At 59.0% G+C, this 16,605-nt stretch carries 12 protein-coding genes; 7 read left to right on the forward strand and 5 right to left on the reverse strand.

Going from position 1 to position 16,605, the window contains the following annotated elements; translation table 11 throughout:
* Window positions 1-253: 253 nt before the first annotated feature.
* The gene (gene gcvP / locus ACM6IO_RS08705; RefSeq protein WP_414911289.1) at window positions 254-3,127 is read left to right on the forward strand and encodes an aminomethyl-transferring glycine dehydrogenase; all 2,874 of its coding nucleotides are present in this window, start codon (window positions 254-256) and stop codon (window positions 3,125-3,127) included.
* 171 nt (window positions 3,128-3,298) lie between these two features.
* Here gcvP and ACM6IO_RS08710 read toward each other — a convergent pair whose 3' ends face one another.
* From ACM6IO_RS08710 to ACM6IO_RS08720, 3 genes are all read right to left on the reverse strand, one after another.
* Entirely contained in the window at window positions 3,299-3,619 is a 321-nt protein-coding gene (locus ACM6IO_RS08710) for a DUF2388 domain-containing protein (RefSeq protein ID WP_008024239.1), read from the reverse strand.
* Window positions 3,620-3,694: 75 nt separating this feature from the next.
* A complete protein-coding gene (locus ACM6IO_RS08715; RefSeq protein WP_223450021.1) occupies window positions 3,695-5,479 on the reverse strand; it encodes a GspE/PulE family protein in 1,785 nt (594 codons plus the stop codon).
* Between the two features lie 90 nt (window positions 5,480-5,569).
* The gene (locus tag ACM6IO_RS08720) at window positions 5,570-5,908 is read right to left on the reverse strand and encodes a hypothetical protein (protein ID WP_414911290.1); all 339 of its coding nucleotides are present in this window, start codon (window positions 5,906-5,908) and stop codon (window positions 5,570-5,572) included.
* A 126-nt stretch (window positions 5,909-6,034) separates the two neighbouring features.
* Here ACM6IO_RS08720 and ACM6IO_RS08725 point away from each other — a divergent pair, with 126 nt between their 5' ends.
* Window positions 6,035-6,499 carry an Lrp/AsnC family transcriptional regulator gene (locus ACM6IO_RS08725; RefSeq protein ID WP_008024235.1) on the forward strand — a complete coding sequence of 155 codons (465 nt, stop codon included), beginning with the start codon at window positions 6,035-6,037 and terminating at the stop codon, window positions 6,497-6,499.
* A gap of 99 nt (window positions 6,500-6,598) precedes the next feature.
* On the opposite strand, the gene ACM6IO_RS08730 is transcribed toward ACM6IO_RS08725, so the two are convergent.
* Complete coding sequence (locus ACM6IO_RS08730; protein WP_414911291.1) at window positions 6,599-7,966, reverse strand: inorganic triphosphatase; 1,368 nt, start codon at window positions 7,964-7,966, stop codon at window positions 6,599-6,601.
* A gap of 156 nt (window positions 7,967-8,122) precedes the next feature.
* Here ACM6IO_RS08730 and argE point away from each other — a divergent pair, with 156 nt between their 5' ends.
* Together argE and argA are read left to right on the forward strand one after the other, a co-directional pair.
* Window positions 8,123-9,277: an acetylornithine deacetylase gene (gene argE / locus ACM6IO_RS08735; RefSeq protein WP_008026001.1), complete on the forward strand. Its 1,155-nt coding sequence runs from the start codon at window positions 8,123-8,125 to the stop codon at window positions 9,275-9,277.
* A 237-nt stretch (window positions 9,278-9,514) separates the two neighbouring features.
* Window positions 9,515-10,813 (forward strand): amino-acid N-acetyltransferase, encoded by a 1,299-nt coding sequence (argA, locus tag ACM6IO_RS08740; RefSeq protein ID WP_008026003.1) that lies wholly within the window; start codon window positions 9,515-9,517, stop codon window positions 10,811-10,813.
* Window positions 10,814-10,927: 114 nt separating this feature from the next.
* On the opposite strand, the gene tauA is transcribed toward argA, so the two are convergent.
* Window positions 10,928-11,917, reverse strand: a complete 990-nt coding sequence (gene tauA, locus ACM6IO_RS08745; protein ID WP_414911292.1) for a taurine ABC transporter substrate-binding protein — start codon at window positions 11,915-11,917, stop codon at window positions 10,928-10,930.
* Window positions 11,918-12,278: 361 nt separating this feature from the next.
* On the opposite strand from tauA, the gene ACM6IO_RS08750 reads away from it, so the two are divergent.
* The 3 genes from ACM6IO_RS08750 (at window position 12,279) to ACM6IO_RS08760 (ending at window position 16,281) form a co-directional block, all read left to right on the forward strand.
* Window positions 12,279-13,613 carry an OprD family outer membrane porin gene (locus ACM6IO_RS08750; protein ID WP_008040737.1) on the forward strand — a complete coding sequence of 445 codons (1,335 nt, stop codon included), beginning with the start codon at window positions 12,279-12,281 and terminating at the stop codon, window positions 13,611-13,613.
* A gap of 373 nt (window positions 13,614-13,986) precedes the next feature.
* Window positions 13,987-15,348 carry an OprD family porin gene (locus ACM6IO_RS08755; RefSeq protein WP_192227510.1) on the forward strand — a complete coding sequence of 454 codons (1,362 nt, stop codon included), beginning with the start codon at window positions 13,987-13,989 and terminating at the stop codon, window positions 15,346-15,348.
* Between the two features lie 294 nt (window positions 15,349-15,642).
* Window positions 15,643-16,281, forward strand: coding sequence for a peroxiredoxin (locus ACM6IO_RS08760; protein ID WP_008026010.1), 639 nt, complete (start codon window positions 15,643-15,645; stop codon window positions 16,279-16,281).
* Window positions 16,282-16,605: the final 324 nt, after the last annotated feature.

Consider the following 16,605-nt stretch of genomic DNA (forward strand, 5'->3'; position numbering starts at 1 on the left):
CGGCTTTTCACCTATTTGCAAGCGCCGTTGCGCGGGTACTTATGAAGAGTTTTATTTTTGGCGAGTAAGAATAACTATATATAACTATCGGCGATGCATATATCGCTGGAATGAAAGAGTCTGAAGAGACTTGGCGTGTTTTGAATGCATCAGGGACGGGCCGCGTCCAAAGACGCCATGCCTCGCACAGGGGAGCTATGCTGGTTTGACCGTGTTGCATCGACGTTGAGCGCCAGTCAAGAGAGAGCCCGTCATGTCCCAGTTGCCGTCCTTGAGTCAGTTACGCGACCCCAATGCCTTCCTCCGCCGTCACCTCGGGCCCGATGCCGCCGAGCAGCAGGCGATGCTCGACAGCCTCGGCGTTGGTAGCCGTGTCGAGCTGATCGAGCAGACGGTGCCGCCGGGAATCCGCCTGAACCGGGCGCTTGACCTGCCACCCGCCCTCGACGAACAGGCCGCGTTGGCCAAGCTGCGTGGCTACGCCGAGCAGAACCAGGTCTGGACCAGCCTGATCGGCATGGGCTACCACGGCACGCTGACGCCGACCGTCATTTTGCGCAATGTCCTGGAAAACCCCGGTTGGTACACCGCCTACACGCCGTATCAACCCGAGATTGCCCAAGGTCGGCTCGAAGCGCTGCTGAACTTCCAGCAATTGACCATCGACCTCACTGGGCTGGAACTGGCCAATGCCTCGCTGCTGGACGAGGCCACGGCGGCGGCGGAAGCCATGGCCCTGGCCAAGCGTGTCGCCAAGTCCAGGAGCAATCTGTTCTTCGTCGATGAAAACTGTCATCCGCAGACCATCTCCGTGGTGCAGACCCGGGCCGAAGGTTTCGGTTTCGAGCTGATCATCGACGCTGTGGATAACTTGAAACAGCACCAGGTGTTCGGCGCGCTGCTGCAGTATCCCGATACCCACGGTGAGATTCGCGATCTGCGTCCGTGGATTGATCATCTGCACGCCCAGCAAGCCCTGGCCTGCGTCGCCACCGATCTGCTGAGCCTGCTGTTGCTGACGCCGCCGGGAGAATTGGGCGCCGACGTGGTGTTCGGCTCGTCCCAGCGGTTTGGCGTGCCCATGGGTTACGGCGGCCCCCACGCGGCGTTTTTTGCCAGTCGCGATGAATACAAACGAGCGATTCCGGGGCGAATCATCGGCGTCTCGAAAGACGCGCGTGGCAACATTGCGTTGCGCATGGCCCTGCAAACCCGTGAGCAACACATCCGCCGGGAGAAGGCCAACTCGAACATCTGCACCGCCCAAGTGCTGCTGGCCAATATCGCCAGTTTCTACGCGGTCTACCACGGTCCGGAGGGGCTGAAGCAGATTGCCCAGCGTGTTCACCGGCTGACCTGCATCCTCGCCACGGGTCTGGAGCGCCGTGGCATTAGCCGCCTGAACAAACACTTCTTCGACACGTTGACGCTGGAGGTCGGTGGCACTCAAACCGCGATCATCGAAAGCGCGCAGGCCGCGCAGATCAACCTGCGGATTCTGGGGCGCGGGCAATTGGGCCTCAGCCTCGACGAAACCTCTGACGAAAGCACCGTGGCGAAATTGTTCGATGTTTTCCTGGGGGCCGATCACGGGCTCAACGTCGACGAACTGGATGCTGAAACCCTGCCTTCCGGTATTCCTGACGGGCTGCTGCGCACTTCGCCTTACTTGCGTCATCCGGTGTTCAGCGCCCATCACAGCGAAACCGAAATGCTGCGTTACCTCAAGCAATTGGAGAACAAGGACCTGGCGCTCAATCAATCGATGATTCCGCTCGGCTCTTGCACCATGAAGCTCAACGCCACCAGCGAAATGATCCCCATCACCTGGCCGCAGTTCGCCAACTTGCATCCCTTTGTGCCGAAAGAGCAGGCGGCCGGTTATACGCTGATGATCGAAGAGCTGGAGCGCTGGCTCTGCGCGATCACCGGTTTCGATGCGATCTGCATGCAGCCCAACTCGGGTGCCCAGGGCGAGTACGCCGGGTTGCTGGCGATTCGCAAATACCACGAGAGTCGGCATCAAGGCGGGCGGGATATCTGCCTGATCCCGTCCTCGGCCCACGGTACAAACCCCGCTTCAGCGCAAATGGCCGGAATGCGCGTGGTGATCGTCGAATGTGACGAGGCGGGCAACGTCGATCTGGAAGATCTGAAAGGCAAGGCTGCTGAGGCGGGCGACAAACTCGCCTGCCTGATGGCGACGTATCCTTCGACCCACGGCGTGTACGAAGAAGGCATCAGCGAGATCTGTGAAGTTATCCACAGTCACGGCGGTCAGGTGTACATGGATGGCGCCAACCTCAATGCGCAAGTCGGGTTGGCGCGGCCGGCGGACATTGGTGCCGACGTTTCCCATATGAATTTGCACAAGACTTTCTGCATTCCCCATGGCGGTGGCGGGCCCGGCATGGGACCGATTGGCGTGCGGGCGCACTTGGCGCCGTTCGTGGCCAACCACCCGGTAGTGGCGATTGACGGCCCGCTGCCGGAGAACGGCGCGGTCAGCGCGGCGCCCTGGGGCAGCGCGAGCATTCTGCCGATCAGCTGGATGTACATCGCGATGATGGGGCCGCAACTGGCGGACGCCAGTGAAGTGGCGATCCTTGCCGCGAATTATCTGGCGCAGCATTTGTCGGGGGCGTTCCCGGTGCTCTACACCGGGCGCAACGAGCGTGTGGCCCACGAATGCATCCTTGATCTGCGACCGCTCAAAGTGCTGACCGGCATCAGCGAAGAGGATGTCGCCAAGCGCCTGATGGACTACGGCTTTCATGCGCCGACCATGTCCTTTCCGGTACCGGGCACCTTGATGGTCGAGCCGACCGAAAGTGAATCGAAGGCGGAACTGGACCGTTTTATCGGGGCGATGCTGAGTATCCGCGCGGAAATCACCGAGGTGCAAAACGGCAATTGGCCGGCGGAAGACAATCCGCTGAAACGGGCGCCGCACACGTTGGCCGACATCACGGGGGTTTGGGAGCGGCCGTACACCATCGAACAGGGCGTCACGCCGGACGCGCACACCAAGGCGCATAAATATTGGCCGGTGGTGAATCGCGTCGATAACGTCTACGGCGACCGGAACCTGTTTTGCGCGTGTGTCCCGGTGGACGACTACCGCTGAAACACACACGGCCCTGTAGGAGCGAGGCTTGCCCGCGAAAGCGTCTTAACATCCAACATTTATGTTGACTGACATGACGCTTTCGCGGGCAAGCCTCGCTCCTACAGGATGGTTGTGTTGGGCACAAAAAATGCCGCTCATGTGAGCGGCATTTTTGTTCAGCCGTAAATCTTACTTCGACGCGACGGCATTCTTCGCCAGGATCGCATTCGCCAGTTCCATATCCGTGGCCTGCAGGCCTGGGTTGTCGGCGCGGACTTTCTGCATTGCGGCTTCCAGATAGGGGCCGCGAATAGCGCCGTCACTGGCGACAAAGCTGCCGGCGTCGTCCTGGGCGGCGACGATCAGCTTTTGATCCCTGGAGGTCAGGTAGGACGAGCCGGTGGTGGCACCGGAAGTAAGGACGTTACGCCAAAAGCTGTCATCAGCCATCGCCGAACCGACTGGAAGGGACAACACGGCGAGGGTAGCAACAGCAAGTTTGAAACGCATGATGGGTGACTCCACTGGGTTAACTACGCGGGGTTGGATTGCCAATGACCCTGCCGAGTTCCATCACGGTCGCAGCTACTTTTGTTCACTCTGCGGTGTCACCCGCAGCACCTCCTCGATCGTCGTCAAACCCGCCGCCACCTTCTGTGCGCCCGACAGTCGCAAGCTGCGCATGCCTTCCTTGAACGCCTGACGCCGTATCGCCAGCAAGTCGGTGTCGGGGTTGATCAGCGCTTTGAGGCCATCCGTCAGTTGCATGATTTCGTACACCCCGGCGCGGCCGCGATAGCCGGTGTCGCGGCATTCCAGGCAACCGATGGCGCGTTGCGCATTGCCAGGCAATGGCGCTTGCCAGGGTTTGGTCAGGGTTTGCCAGTCTTCTTCACTCAGGGTCAGCGGGGCCTTGCAGTGCGGACACAACGTACGGACCAGCCGCTGCGCCATGACGCCGAGCACCGTGGCCTTGATCAGGTAATGCGGCACGCCGAGTTCCAGCAGGCGGCTGATGGCGCTGGGCGCGTCATTGGTGTGCAGCGTCGATAGCACCAAGTGGCCGGTGAGCGCGGCCTGAATCGCCATTTCGGCCGTCTCCAGGTCCCGGATCTCGCCGATCATGATGATGTCCGGGTCTTGCCGCATCAGTGCGCGCACGCCGGCAGCGAAGGTCAGGTCGATGTTGTGCTGGACCTGCATCTGGTTGAAGGCCGGTTCGACCATCTCGATCGGGTCTTCGATGGTGCAAAGGTTGACCTCCGGCGTCGCCAGTTTTTTCAGCGTGGTGTAAAGCGTGGTGGTCTTGCCCGAACCGGTCGGGCCGGTCACGAGGATGATGCCGTTGGGCTGGCTCGTCATGTCCTGCCAGCGGCGCAGGTCTTCGGCGGAAAACCCAAGCTGATCGAAATCCTTGAGCAGCACTTCCGGGTCGAAGATCCGCATGACCATTTTTTCGCCGAACGCCGTCGGCAACGTCGACAGCCGCAGTTCGACTTCGCCGCCATCCGGGGTCTTGGTTTTGACCCGGCCGTCCTGGGGTTTGCGTTTTTCCGCGACGTTCATCCGCCCCAGGCTCTTCAGGCGACTGACAATCGCCATGGTCACCTGCGGCGGGAATTGATAGACGTTGTGCAACACACCGTCGATGCGAAAACGCACCGTGCCTTGCTCGCGTCGGGGCTCGATGTGGATATCGCTGGCGCGCTGCTGGAAAGCGTACTGGAACAGCCAGTCGACGATATTGACGATGTGCGCGTCGTTGGCGTCCGGCTCCTGATCGCTGGCACCGAGGTTGAGCAGTTGTTCGAAATTGCCCAGGGTGCTGGTTTGATGATCGTTGTTGGTTGCGCCGCTGACCGATTTGGCCAGGCGAAAGAACTCCACGCTGAAGCGCTGGATATCCACCGGGTTGGCCACCACCCGCTTGATCGGCAGCTTCAACACATGGGTCAGGTCGGCTTCCCAACCCTTGACGAAAGGCTGGGCGCTGGCCACGGTCACGGCGTCGCGATCGATGGACACCGCGAGAATCTTGTGGCGCTGGGCGAAGGCGTAGGACATCAGCGGCGTAACGGCCGCGACGTTGATTTTCAGCGGATCGATGCGCAGATAAGGCTGACCGGCCTGCTGCGACAGCCACAGGGTCAGGCTTTCCAGATCGAGGTGTTTACCGGGACGGCTGAGGTCATCCAGCTGTTGGCTGGCGATGAACTCCAGCGGGTGCATCTGGCCATTGGCGGCGTGACGGCGGCGGGCATTCAGTGCGTGCTCGGCCGAATCCTGGCTGATAAAGCCCTGGGCGACCAACTCGCGCAGCAAATCATTGAGATCCAGCCAGCGGTCCTGAAAGGCAAGTTGAACGGACATGCGGGCTCCTCGTGAACAACAGTTCGCAAAGGATAGTCGTGGACCCACCGACCGTTGGGCCACTACCCGACGAATCCGTATCGGGTTTTTTCAGCCCGTCGCCTGAGCGGCTTCAGCCCACGCAGAATCAGACGTTTGCAGGTCCACCGAGCAGACGCTGATCAGGTTACGCAGTTTTTCCGCGATCACTTGAGCGCGGTGCCAGCTCAGTCCATCCATGACGATGTCGATCGCCAGCAGATCGTCCGTGCGCTGCACGTTGACCTGTTGCGGCGTCAGGAACTGCAACGCGAACAGGTTGAGCGCCCGGCACAGCAGGTCCGGTTCGGCTTCGGTCAGCAGTTGGTAGTGCACACGACACTGGGCGTTGCTGGTGTTCCAGACATCGGCGCGGGTGGGTGGGGTGTTCACGGCTTCAAGATGCGGCATGGTCGGTCTCCAAAATCACTGGAGGAATTTTTACATTCGATGCCGGGCATTTCTTATCTATGATGGGGCTAATTAACGATTTATCGAATCGTGCGATTCAACAAGACATCGATTACAGGTTTTTCTATGCAAAGCGAACTGGATGGCTACGACCGCAAGATTCTCGCGTTGCTGCAAGAGGACGCTTCGCTCTCCAGCGCGCAGATCGCCGAGCAGGTGGGGCTCTCGCAGTCGCCGTGCTGGCGGCGGATTCAGCGGATGAAGGAGGAGGGGATCATTCGCGGCCAGGTGACGCTGCTGGACCGCAAGAAAATCGGGCTCAACACGCAGATCTTTGCCGAGGTAAAACTCAACGCGCACGGGCGTTCGAACTTCACTGAGTTCACCGAGGCGATTCGCGGTTTTCCCGAAGTGCTGGAGTGTTATGTGCTGATGGGGTCGGTGGATTTCTTGTTGCGGATTGTCACGGCGGACATCGAGGCGTATGAGCGGTTTTTCTTTGAGAAGCTGTCGATGGTGCCGGGGATTCAGGAGGTGAACTCGATTGTGGCGTTGTCGGAGATCAAGTCGACGACGAGTTTGCCGGTCTGAAGATTTGCGGTGAATTTGCTGGCCTCTTCGCGGGCAAGCCTCGCTCCTACAGGATCTGCACAGTACCTGTAGGAGCGAGGCTTGCCCGCGAAGGCGGTTTTACATACGCAGCAGCATTTTCCAGGCACGATTCTGATAAACGGCAATCGCCTGCTGCTTACGCGCATCCAGCAATTCATCGGTGATTGGCTCGTTAGCCAGCAACGCCAACTGTTTCAGCTCGCCGTACAGTCGATCCATTTCCGGGACCTCCAGCACGTTGCGCGCATGGTGCAACCAGGACTGGATGCGCTCGATGCGCGGCAGTTGCTCGGCCAGATCTTCCGGCTGCTGCTGGTAACGCTGCAATTGCAGGGACGTCGCTTCTTCACCGAGCAAGCGCGGCAACCAGCTACCCAGTTGCGCAGCGCCCTGGCGATTGCCGCGAACATTACGATCGGTCGCCCAGGTGCGGGCCAGCAGCCAGCGCGAGGTGTTCAGCGAGAACAGGCCCCAGCGCGGGTCTTCGAGTTCTTCGAGGAACTGCTCCGGCGCGGCTTTGCGCACGTCTTCGTCGTCCAGACCGGCTTGAACCAGCGGACGCCAGTCTTCAAGCAAGGCATCCAGCGCGAGACGCAGATCGTGCGTCGACTGACGCGGCGCGGCCTGGCCAAGGCTGCTCAGCAGGGCGCGCAATTCAGCAAGGTTTTCGACCCAGTCCTGCAACAGACGCCAGTGGCCATTGAAGCGATATTGCTCGGCCAGACGCTGGCTGCTGCTCAGCAAGTGCCAGCTCAACGCGGCGAACGCGTCGTCCAGCGGCATTTCGGCGCTGATCTGCGGGGCCGGCAGGCTCAACGAATAGCTGTTGGCGTCGTACAAGCGATAACCGCGTTCGGCCTTGCTGATGTCACACGGCATCAGGGCCAGGGTCGCGGCCAGTTCGGCGGCCAGCTCCAGCAATGCAGCCGGTTCGCCTTCGCGCAGTTCCAGTTCCAGCTCGCAGATTTCTTCTTTCTGCTTGCCGACCACCACGTGGCCCAAGTCCAGCGCGGCTTCGATGACCACTTTGGTCTTGCCACGGCCCCAGGCGATTTCAGCGCGTTCGCGGACGAAATCGGTGGTGAAGATCGGCTTCAGGGTTTTCTTGTCCAGCTCGGCTAGCTCTTCAGGCCAGCATTCGCCGTCGAGTTTTTTCACGTCGAGCTTGGCTTTGGGCAGGTTCCAGTCGTATTCGTTACGCTCGGACAAACCGGCGACGCTCTGGCCACGGGTCTTGAGGGTCTGAATGACTTCTTCGCCGTCCTTGCGCAGGCGCAGGGCAACCTTGGCGCGGGCCAGGTCGCGCTCAGGCGTGTCGAAGTACTGGTTCATCAGTTCACGGCGTTCCCAGCCACTTTTGTTGCGTTTTTTCAGGAGCGGGTGCTCGCGCAGTGCGGCGAGGGTTTCGCGGCTGACGCGGAGTTTGATTTCAGTTTCTTTCTGCATGGCCGGAAAATCCAGGATCGGGAGCGCAGCCGGGGGAATGTGTGGCTGCCAAGGTCGTGCAGTGTACAGCACTGCTCAGGCCTACGCGCCGCGACGGTTTATTCCTGTCACCGGATGGTTCTATGATGGACTTCAATTCGGGAGTTGGAGTCAGCGATGCCGTTGCCGTCGATGAAAGATCAGTTCGCTGCGCTGATTGCCGCACCATCGGTCAGTTGCACTCAGGCCAGCCTCGATCAGACCAACCGTCCGGTGATCGATTTGCTGGCGACGTGGCTCGGTGATCTGGGTTTTGCCTGCGATATCCAGCAGGTCAGCCCCGGCAAATTCAACCTGCTGGCCAGTTTTGGTTCCGGCCCCGGCGGTCTGGTGCTCGCCGGGCATAGCGACACGGTGCCGTTCGATGGCGCGTTGTGGCAGACCGATCCGCTGAAGCTGACTGAAGTCGATGGCCGCTGGGTCGGGCTGGGCAGTTGCGACATGAAAGGCTTTTTTGCCCTCGCCATCGAAGCCGTCCTGCCGTTGCTCGACCAGCCGTTCAAACAACCGTTGCTGATCCTCGCCACCTGCGACGAAGAAAGCTCGATGTCCGGCGCGCGTGCCTTGGCCGCAGCAGGACGCCCGTTGGGCCGAGCGGCGGTGATCGGCGAGCCGACCGGGCTCAAGCCGATCCGCATGCACAAAGGCATCATGATGGAGCGCATCGACATTCTCGGTCAGAGCGGCCACTCCTCCGATCCGCGCCTGGGCCATAGCGCCCTCGAAGCCATGCATGATGCGATTGGCGAATTGCGCGGCCTGCGTCTGCTGTGGCAACGTGAATTTCGCAATCCGCAGTTCGGCGTGCCGACTCCGACCATGAACTTCGGCTGTATCCATGGCGGGGATAACCCCAACCGGATTTGCGGTCAGTGCTCACTGGAATTCGACCTGCGTCCGTTGCCGGGCATGGACCCCAAGGTGTTGCGCGCGGAGATTCTGCAGAAACTCCAGCCGGTTGCCGAGCGCCACCAAGTGAAGATCGATTACGCGCCGCTGTTCCCTGAAGTGCCGCCCTTCGAGCAGGCTGAGGACGCTGAATTGGTCCGCATCGCGGAGCAGCTCACCGGTCATCGCGCCGAAGCAGTGGCGTTCGGGACGGAAGCGCCTTATCTTCAACGCCTTGGCTGCGAAACGCTGGTGCTGGGCCCGGGTGACATCGCGTGTGCACACCAACCGGGGGAATACCTCGAAATGTCACGTTTGCAGCCTACCGTGCATCTATTACGGCAGTTGATTGAACATTACTGCCTGACACCGGCCAAAATGTGACCTGTGTAGGAGCCGGCTTGCTGGCGATGCAGGCGCCGCGGTCTTTCAGGTGAACCGCGTCATCGTTTATCGCCAGCAAGCCGGCTCCTACAGGTCATGTAAATTGCCGATGTTTAAACCCGTATTCATGAGGAGAGCGCGCGTGTCGCCAAGCCTGTTCCGACGATAACCATCAGCCCGCTGTGCGTTTTCTGTTTCGCCCATTTTTTGGCTGCTATTTATTACAGGCCCAGGTTCATGCCCGAATACGTTAATTGGCTTCGTCACGCTTCGCCTTACATCAATGCCCACCGCGATTGCACCTTTGTCGTCATGCTGCCCGGCGACGGCGTGGAGCATCCGAACTTCGGCAACATCGTCCACGACCTGGTGCTGCTGCACAGCCTTGGCGTGCGACTGGTGCTGGTTCACGGTTCCCGTCCACAAATTGAAACCCGTCTCGCGGCACGCGGCCTGACCCCGCATTACCACCACGGCATGCGCATCACCGATGCCGCGACCCTTGAGTGTGTGATCGACGCGGTCGGCCAGTTGCGTATCGCCATCGAAGCGCGCCTGTCCATGGACATGGCTTCGTCGCCGATGCAGGGCTCGCGCCTGCGGGTGGCCAGCGGCAACCTGGTGACCGCCCGGCCGATCGGCGTGCTCGAAGGTGTCGACTATCACCATACCGGCGAAGTGCGCCGGGTTGACCGCAAAGGCATCAATCGCCTGCTGGACGAGCGCTCCATCGTGCTGCTGTCGCCGCTGGGCTACTCGCCGACCGGGGAGATCTTCAACCTCGCTTGCGAAGACGTCGCCACCCGTGCGGCCATCGACCTGGGCGCCGATAAACTGTTGCTGTTCGGCGCTGACCTGGGCTTGATCGATGAAAACGGTCGCCTGGTGCGCGAACTGCGCCCGCAACAAGTGCCGGCGCATTTGCAGCGTCTGGGCAGCAACTATCAGGCGGAACTGCTGGATGCGGCGGCTGAAGCCTGCCGTGGCGGCGTGGCGCGCAGCCATATCGTCAGTTACGCCGAAGACGGCGCGCTGCTGACCGAACTGTTCACCCGTGACGGCGGCGGTACGCTGGTGGCACAGGAGCAATTCGAGGTCGTGCGCGAGGCCGCGATTGAAGACGTTGGCGGTTTGCTGGACTTGATCAGCCCGCTGGAAGAGCAGGGGATTCTGGTGCGACGTTCCCGCGAAGTGCTGGAGCGTGAGATCGAGCAGTTCAGCGTGGTCGAGCGCGAAGGCATGATCATCGCTTGCGCGGCGCTGTATCAGATTGCCGATTCGGATGCCGGGGAGTTGGCGTGTCTGGCGGTGAACCCGGAGTACCGTCATGGCGGTCGCGGGGATGAGCTGCTGGAGCGCATTGAAACCCGTGCCCGGGCTCAGGGGTTGAAGACGCTGTTTGTCCTCACGACCCGCACGGCTCACTGGTTCCGCGAGCGCGGGTTTGTGCCAAGCAGCGTCGAGCGCCTGCCGTCGGCGCGGGCGTCGCTGTACAACTATCAGCGTAATTCGAAGATCTTCGAAAAAACCTTGTGATTGCAGGAGCCCCGTAGGAGCGAGGCTTGCCCGCGAAGGCGTCATTCGGGACAACCGATTAATCGAGTTGTCTGCTTCGCGGGCAAGCCTCGCTCCTACAGGGAGATAGCGGTGTTACTCAGCGACAAACTTGGCGCTGACATACGGCGAATAGTCCGGCAGCACCGTCTCAACCTTGCCTTGTTCCTTCAAGAACTTCGCCGTCTCACCAATCGCCTTCGCCGTGCCGCCCTCCAGCAGCGCGGTGGTTTGTTGCGCCTTGGCGTCCGGGAATGCAGAACCGGCCAGCAATTCCGGTACATCGGCGGCATTGGCACCGGTCAGTTTGGCGATTTTCTGTACCGGCACCGAATCGGCGGTCCAGCTGTCTTTATGTGCCGCATAGTCGGCGAACGAGTCCAGCGTCACCTTGGCGAACTTGGCTACGACGTCCGGATGTTTCTCGGCGTAATCCTTGCGTGCTACCCACACTTCAAAAGTCGGCGCACCCCACTGACCCACCTGTGCGGCGTCAGTCAACGTCTTGCCAGTCTTGCGAATTTCCCCCAGGGCGGGCGACCAGACGAACGCACCGTCGATGTCCCCACGCTTCCAGGCGGCAGCGATTTCCGCTGGTTGCAGGTTCACCACTTTGACTTTCGAGGCGTCGAGGCCCCAGTGCTTCAAGGCGCCGAGCAAGCTGTAGTGAGAGGTTGAAACGAACGGTGTGGCGATGGTCTTGCCGATCAGATCTTCCGGTTTATCGATGCCGCTGCCGTTGCGTACCACCAACGCTTCGGCGGCGTTGATCTGGGCAGAAACGATAAACGCGACGATCGGCAAATTGCGCGAGGCGGCCGCGGCCAGTGGGCTTGAACCGAGGTTGCCAATCTGTACGTCGCCCGAGGCGATGGCGGTTACTACTTCCGGTCCACTGTTGAAACGACGCCAGTCAATTTTTTGGCCGATGGTTTTCTCGTAGAGTCCATCCGCCTGGGAAACTTTGCTGGGGTCTATTCCGGTTTGATAGCCGACGGTGAGGTTCGCGGCATGGGCGGAAAAAGAAAATAATACCGATACACAAACTGTAACAATTGGGTTGGATAGTGCGCGCTTGGTCGTCATGGCGTAGGCCTTATCGATAGGAATTGTTGCGGAATTGCTTCCAAACCTAATCGATCTAAAAAACGCCTAATAAATACCATTTAGGAATTAGCTTATGAGCTGGCCGCTCTAGTCCGCGGGGCAGCAAACGGTGAGCAAAATTCCTAAACGGTATTAGAAAAGAATCCATTCATTCTTTTCAGGTTTATGACGAAATCATGACCCTGCACGGACCAAAAAACGGGGATTAGACCATGGTCGTAGACACACATGGTTACGATTGACTTGTGGGTCACGCTCTGGCGCTAATCGCGCATCTTAGGACTTGGGACATTGATTCCGGGCCAGGAATACAAGAATTAGAGACGAGAGGAGTTTAACAATGAACAAGTCCACCTTGGCGCTGGCCGTGGCCCTAGGGGTTATGGCGCAGCAGGCAGGCGCCGCCGGTTTCATCGAAGACAGCAAGGCTTCCGTCAGTTCGCGTACCTATTATTTCGACGCCGATGTCCGTGAAGGCGCCAAGACCCCAGCTAACCGTCAGCGCGAAGCCGCTGAAGGCCTCAAATTCGATTACCAGTCGGGCTTCACCCAAGGTGTCGTAGGTTTCGGTATCGATGCCCAGGCATTGGTCGGTATCCATCTGGACGGCGGCAAGGGCCATCACCCGGACAATAACTCCTTCAGCCCTAGCGATACCGACGGTTCGGCAGAGAGTTCGTGGAGCCGCGTGGCGGGCAACGTCAAGGCACGCTTCTCGAAGACAGAGGCCCACTACGGTGGTGCCCTGCAGCCAAACATGCCGATCCTGATCGCGAACGACAGTCGCGTACTGCCACAAACCTTTGAAGGTGGCACCATCACCTCGAAGGAAATCGACAACGTGACCTTCAACGTAGGTCAGCTGGAGCACGCGACGGGTCGCGCGTCCAGCAACAGCACTGGCCTGTCTGTGGCTGGCGCTACTCAGGACAGCAATCAGTTCCGTTATGCCGGTGCGGACTGGAAAGTCACCAAAGACCTGATGCTGCAGTACTACCACGCGAACCTGGAAGACTTCTACAAGCAGGACTTCCTCGGCCTGGTGCACGTCTACCCGATCGCACCCAACCAGTCGTTCAAGACCGACCTCCGTTATTTCGACAGCAGCTCCGACGGCAAGAACGGTCAGGCTGGCTACCAATTCAACAACAACGGTGGTTTCGCCAAGAACAAGGGCGAGGTCGATAACAAGACCTGGAGCGCCACGTTCACCTACACCCTGGGCGGCAACGCGTTCCTGCTCGGGCATCAGCGTGTCAACGATGACGGCGGCTTCGTCTTCTTGAACCAGGGCAACGTTGTCGATGGCAACGGTCGCAACGAAGGTGGTGGTGGCGCCAGCTTCTACTCGTTCACCGATGCCACTGTGGGCAGCTTTATCCGTGCCGGTGAAAACACCACGTACGGTCAGTACACCTATGACTTCGCGTCTTTGGGTGTACCAGGCTTGAAAGCTTCGGCTGCTTACTTGTATGGCCGGGATATCAAGACCGTCAGCGGCGCGGGTGAAGACCTGAACGAGCGGGAAACCGACCTGCGCGTAGACTATGTGATTCAAACCGGTCCACTTAAAGGGTTTGGCACGACGGTGCGTCACGGTGCTTATCGTGGCAACACCAACGCTGACCAAGACCAGACCCGTCTGATCTTCAACTACACCTACAGCTTCCTGTAAGAGATTGCGCAAAAGAGCCTCGCCGTTTGGCGGGGCTTTTTTGTGTTTTTTTCACATATGCCAATTAGGTATTACTTAGGAATTTATTATTCTTTTTGGCTTTTAAAATAAAGCCCTAAAGTGCATCCCGCCGGGGCCGATATCGAGTGTCCCGTAGCGATTAAAATGCCGCTTTTTATTCCCGCACGGCATGAAAAAGAATGAAATAAATGTATTTACGTTTACCATGCCGGCCCATTCGCCGCGCTTAGACCCTTGACTTAGACACATCAGTTGAGTGGCGCGCGGATTGCGGTTGGCGGTATCCGCACATTTCAGGATCCAGGGCATTCGACTCAGGACCGAAAAAATTAGAAACGAGAGGAGCGAAACAATGAACAAGTCCACCTTGGCCCTGGCTGTGGCCGTAGGGGTTTTGGCGCAGCAGGCAGGCGCCGCCGGTTTCATCGAAGACAGCAAAGCTACTTTGGGGCTGCGTAACTTCTACATCAACACTGATAACCGTGACCACGATGCCGCCACCGCTTCTGGTGTGCAGAGCAAAAACGAAGAATGGGGCCAAGGCTTCGATCTGCGCTTCACCTCCGGTTACACCCAAGGCACCGTCGGTTTCGGTATCGATGCTATCGGCCTGCTGGGCGTGCGTCTGGATTCGGGCGGCGGTACTAACGGCGCCACTTCGACTTCGTACGGCGGCACTGTTTTCCCAAGCAAATCCAACGGCGAAGCGGTTGATAACTTCTCCAGCCTGGGCCTGACTGCCAAAGCCAAGATCTCCCAGACTGAACTGAAGCTGGGCACCCTGCAGCCAAAACTGCCGGTTATCGTGACCAACGACGGTCGTCTGCTGCCACAAACCTTCCAAGGTGGCCAGATCACTACGAACGAGATCAAAGACCTGACACTGGTCGGTGGTCAGATCGAGCACGCCAAAGGTCGTAACTCCAGCAACAACGAAGAGTTGTCGATCGCTGGTGCCAACGCCCACACGGCTGCCGGTCGCGACAGCAACAAATTCATTTACGGTGGCGGTGACTACAAAATCACCAAAGACCTGACTGCCCAGTACTACTACGGTAACCTGGAAGACTTCTACAAGCAGCACTTCCTGGGTCTGGTTCACAACTGGGCCATCGGTCCGGGCGTGTTGAAGTCGGACTTCCGTTACTTCAACAGCCGTGATGATGGCGCTAATGGCCATGACTCGAGCTACTTCACTACCGGTAATGACACCGGTTTCGCTAACGGTCGAGGCAAAGTCGACAACAATCTGTACAGCGGCCTGTTCCTGTACTCCGTTGCCGGTCACACCTTCGGTGGCGGTTACCAAGCCAGCAACGGCAACAGCGACTTCCCTTGGTTGAACCAGGGCGACGGCTCGTCGGCTTACCTGACTACCGACAGTCAGATTGCCAAGTTCGCCCGCGCCGGTGAGCGCACCTGGCAAGCTCGCTACTCGTATGACTTCGCCAAAGTCGGCGTACCTGGCCTGACCGCCGGTGTGGTTTACCTGCGTGGCGACAATATCGACACCGTGGGTGCCAACGGTCGCGAAAACGGCTCTGACGGTTCCGAGTGGGAACGCGACCTGACCGTCGGCTACGTCGTACAAGAAGGCTCGCTGAAGAACCTGGGCGTGATGTGGAAAAACGCTACCTGGCGCAACGACATCCCTGGTCAGCGCGACCAGGACGAAAACCGCCTGATCGTCAGCTACTCGATCCCGCTGTTGTAATAGCGCTCGCGTAACGGCTGAAAAAAAGCCCCGCCCGGCATCACGCCGGGCGGGGCTTTTGCGTTTTCGGGGCGGGGTCACCCCCGTAATCCCGTCCCGAAACGTTCCCTCTTTTGCAGCGACTCAAGGCCTTCTCGAACCTTGGACGCGATAGTCGTCGCGATGACTTTGCAGGTCCAGTGAACAGATATTTAATATTCTTTTAGAGTCTAATAATGGCTTTATTTATTCTTTTTATAAACTCCCCAACACGAGCTACAGTTGAGTTCTACACCTACTCATCAGGAGCCCACCATGAGCATCAGACTCGGCGACATCGCACCCGACTTCGAACAGGATTCCAGCGCCGGCACCATCCGTTTCCATGAATGGCTGGGCGATAGCTGGGGCGTGCTGTTTTCCCACCCGGCGGATTTCACCCCGGTGTGCACCACCGAGCTGGGCTTCACCGCCAAGCTCAAGGATGAATTCACCCAGCGCGGGGTCAAGGCCATCGCGTTGTCGGTAGACCCGGTGGACTCGCACCACAAGTGGATCGAGGACATCAACGAAACCCAGAACACGATCGTCAACTTCCCGATCCTGGCCGACGCTGATCGCAAGGTATCGGACCTGTACGACCTGATTCACCCAAACGCCAACGATACCCTGACCGTGCGTTCGCTGTTCGTGATCGACCCGAACAAAAAGGTTCGCCTGACCATCACCTACCCGGCGAGCACCGGCCGCAACTTCCATGAAATCCTGCGGGTGATCGACTCGCTGCAACTCACCGACAACTACAAGGTGGCCACACCGGCCAACTGGAAGGACGGTGAAGAAGTGGTGATCGTGCCGTCGCTTCAGGATCCAGAGGAAATCAAGAAGCGCTTTCCAAAGGGTTATCGCGCGGTGAAGCCGTATTTGCGCCTGACGCCACAGCCTAATCGTTGATCGACGTCCCTGTAGGAGCGAGGCTTGCCCGCGAAGGCGTCGTCAAAGCCAACATCAATGTTGGAGTCATGGCCTCTTCGCGGGCAAGTCGGGTCGCCGCATCGCTCGCTCCTACAAGGGCTGTGCAAATCCATATAGCAGGGGAATTTCGGGCCGTTTATACGGCCCATTTTTTTGCCCGGAGAAAGCGGTTTCGTATAGAACTACATTGAATAACCAAATGAATAAATATGATTTAAAGATATATAAATCACCTGTTAAGGTCTCTCCATCGAAGCGAGATCGCCCACTGCGAATCGCCTGCACCGTTCAAGGAATCGTCTG

Origin of the sequence: Pseudomonas sp. IT-P44 (assembly GCF_949768225.1) — a bacterium.
Classification (GTDB): domain Bacteria; phylum Pseudomonadota; class Gammaproteobacteria; order Pseudomonadales; family Pseudomonadaceae; genus Aquipseudomonas; species Aquipseudomonas migulae.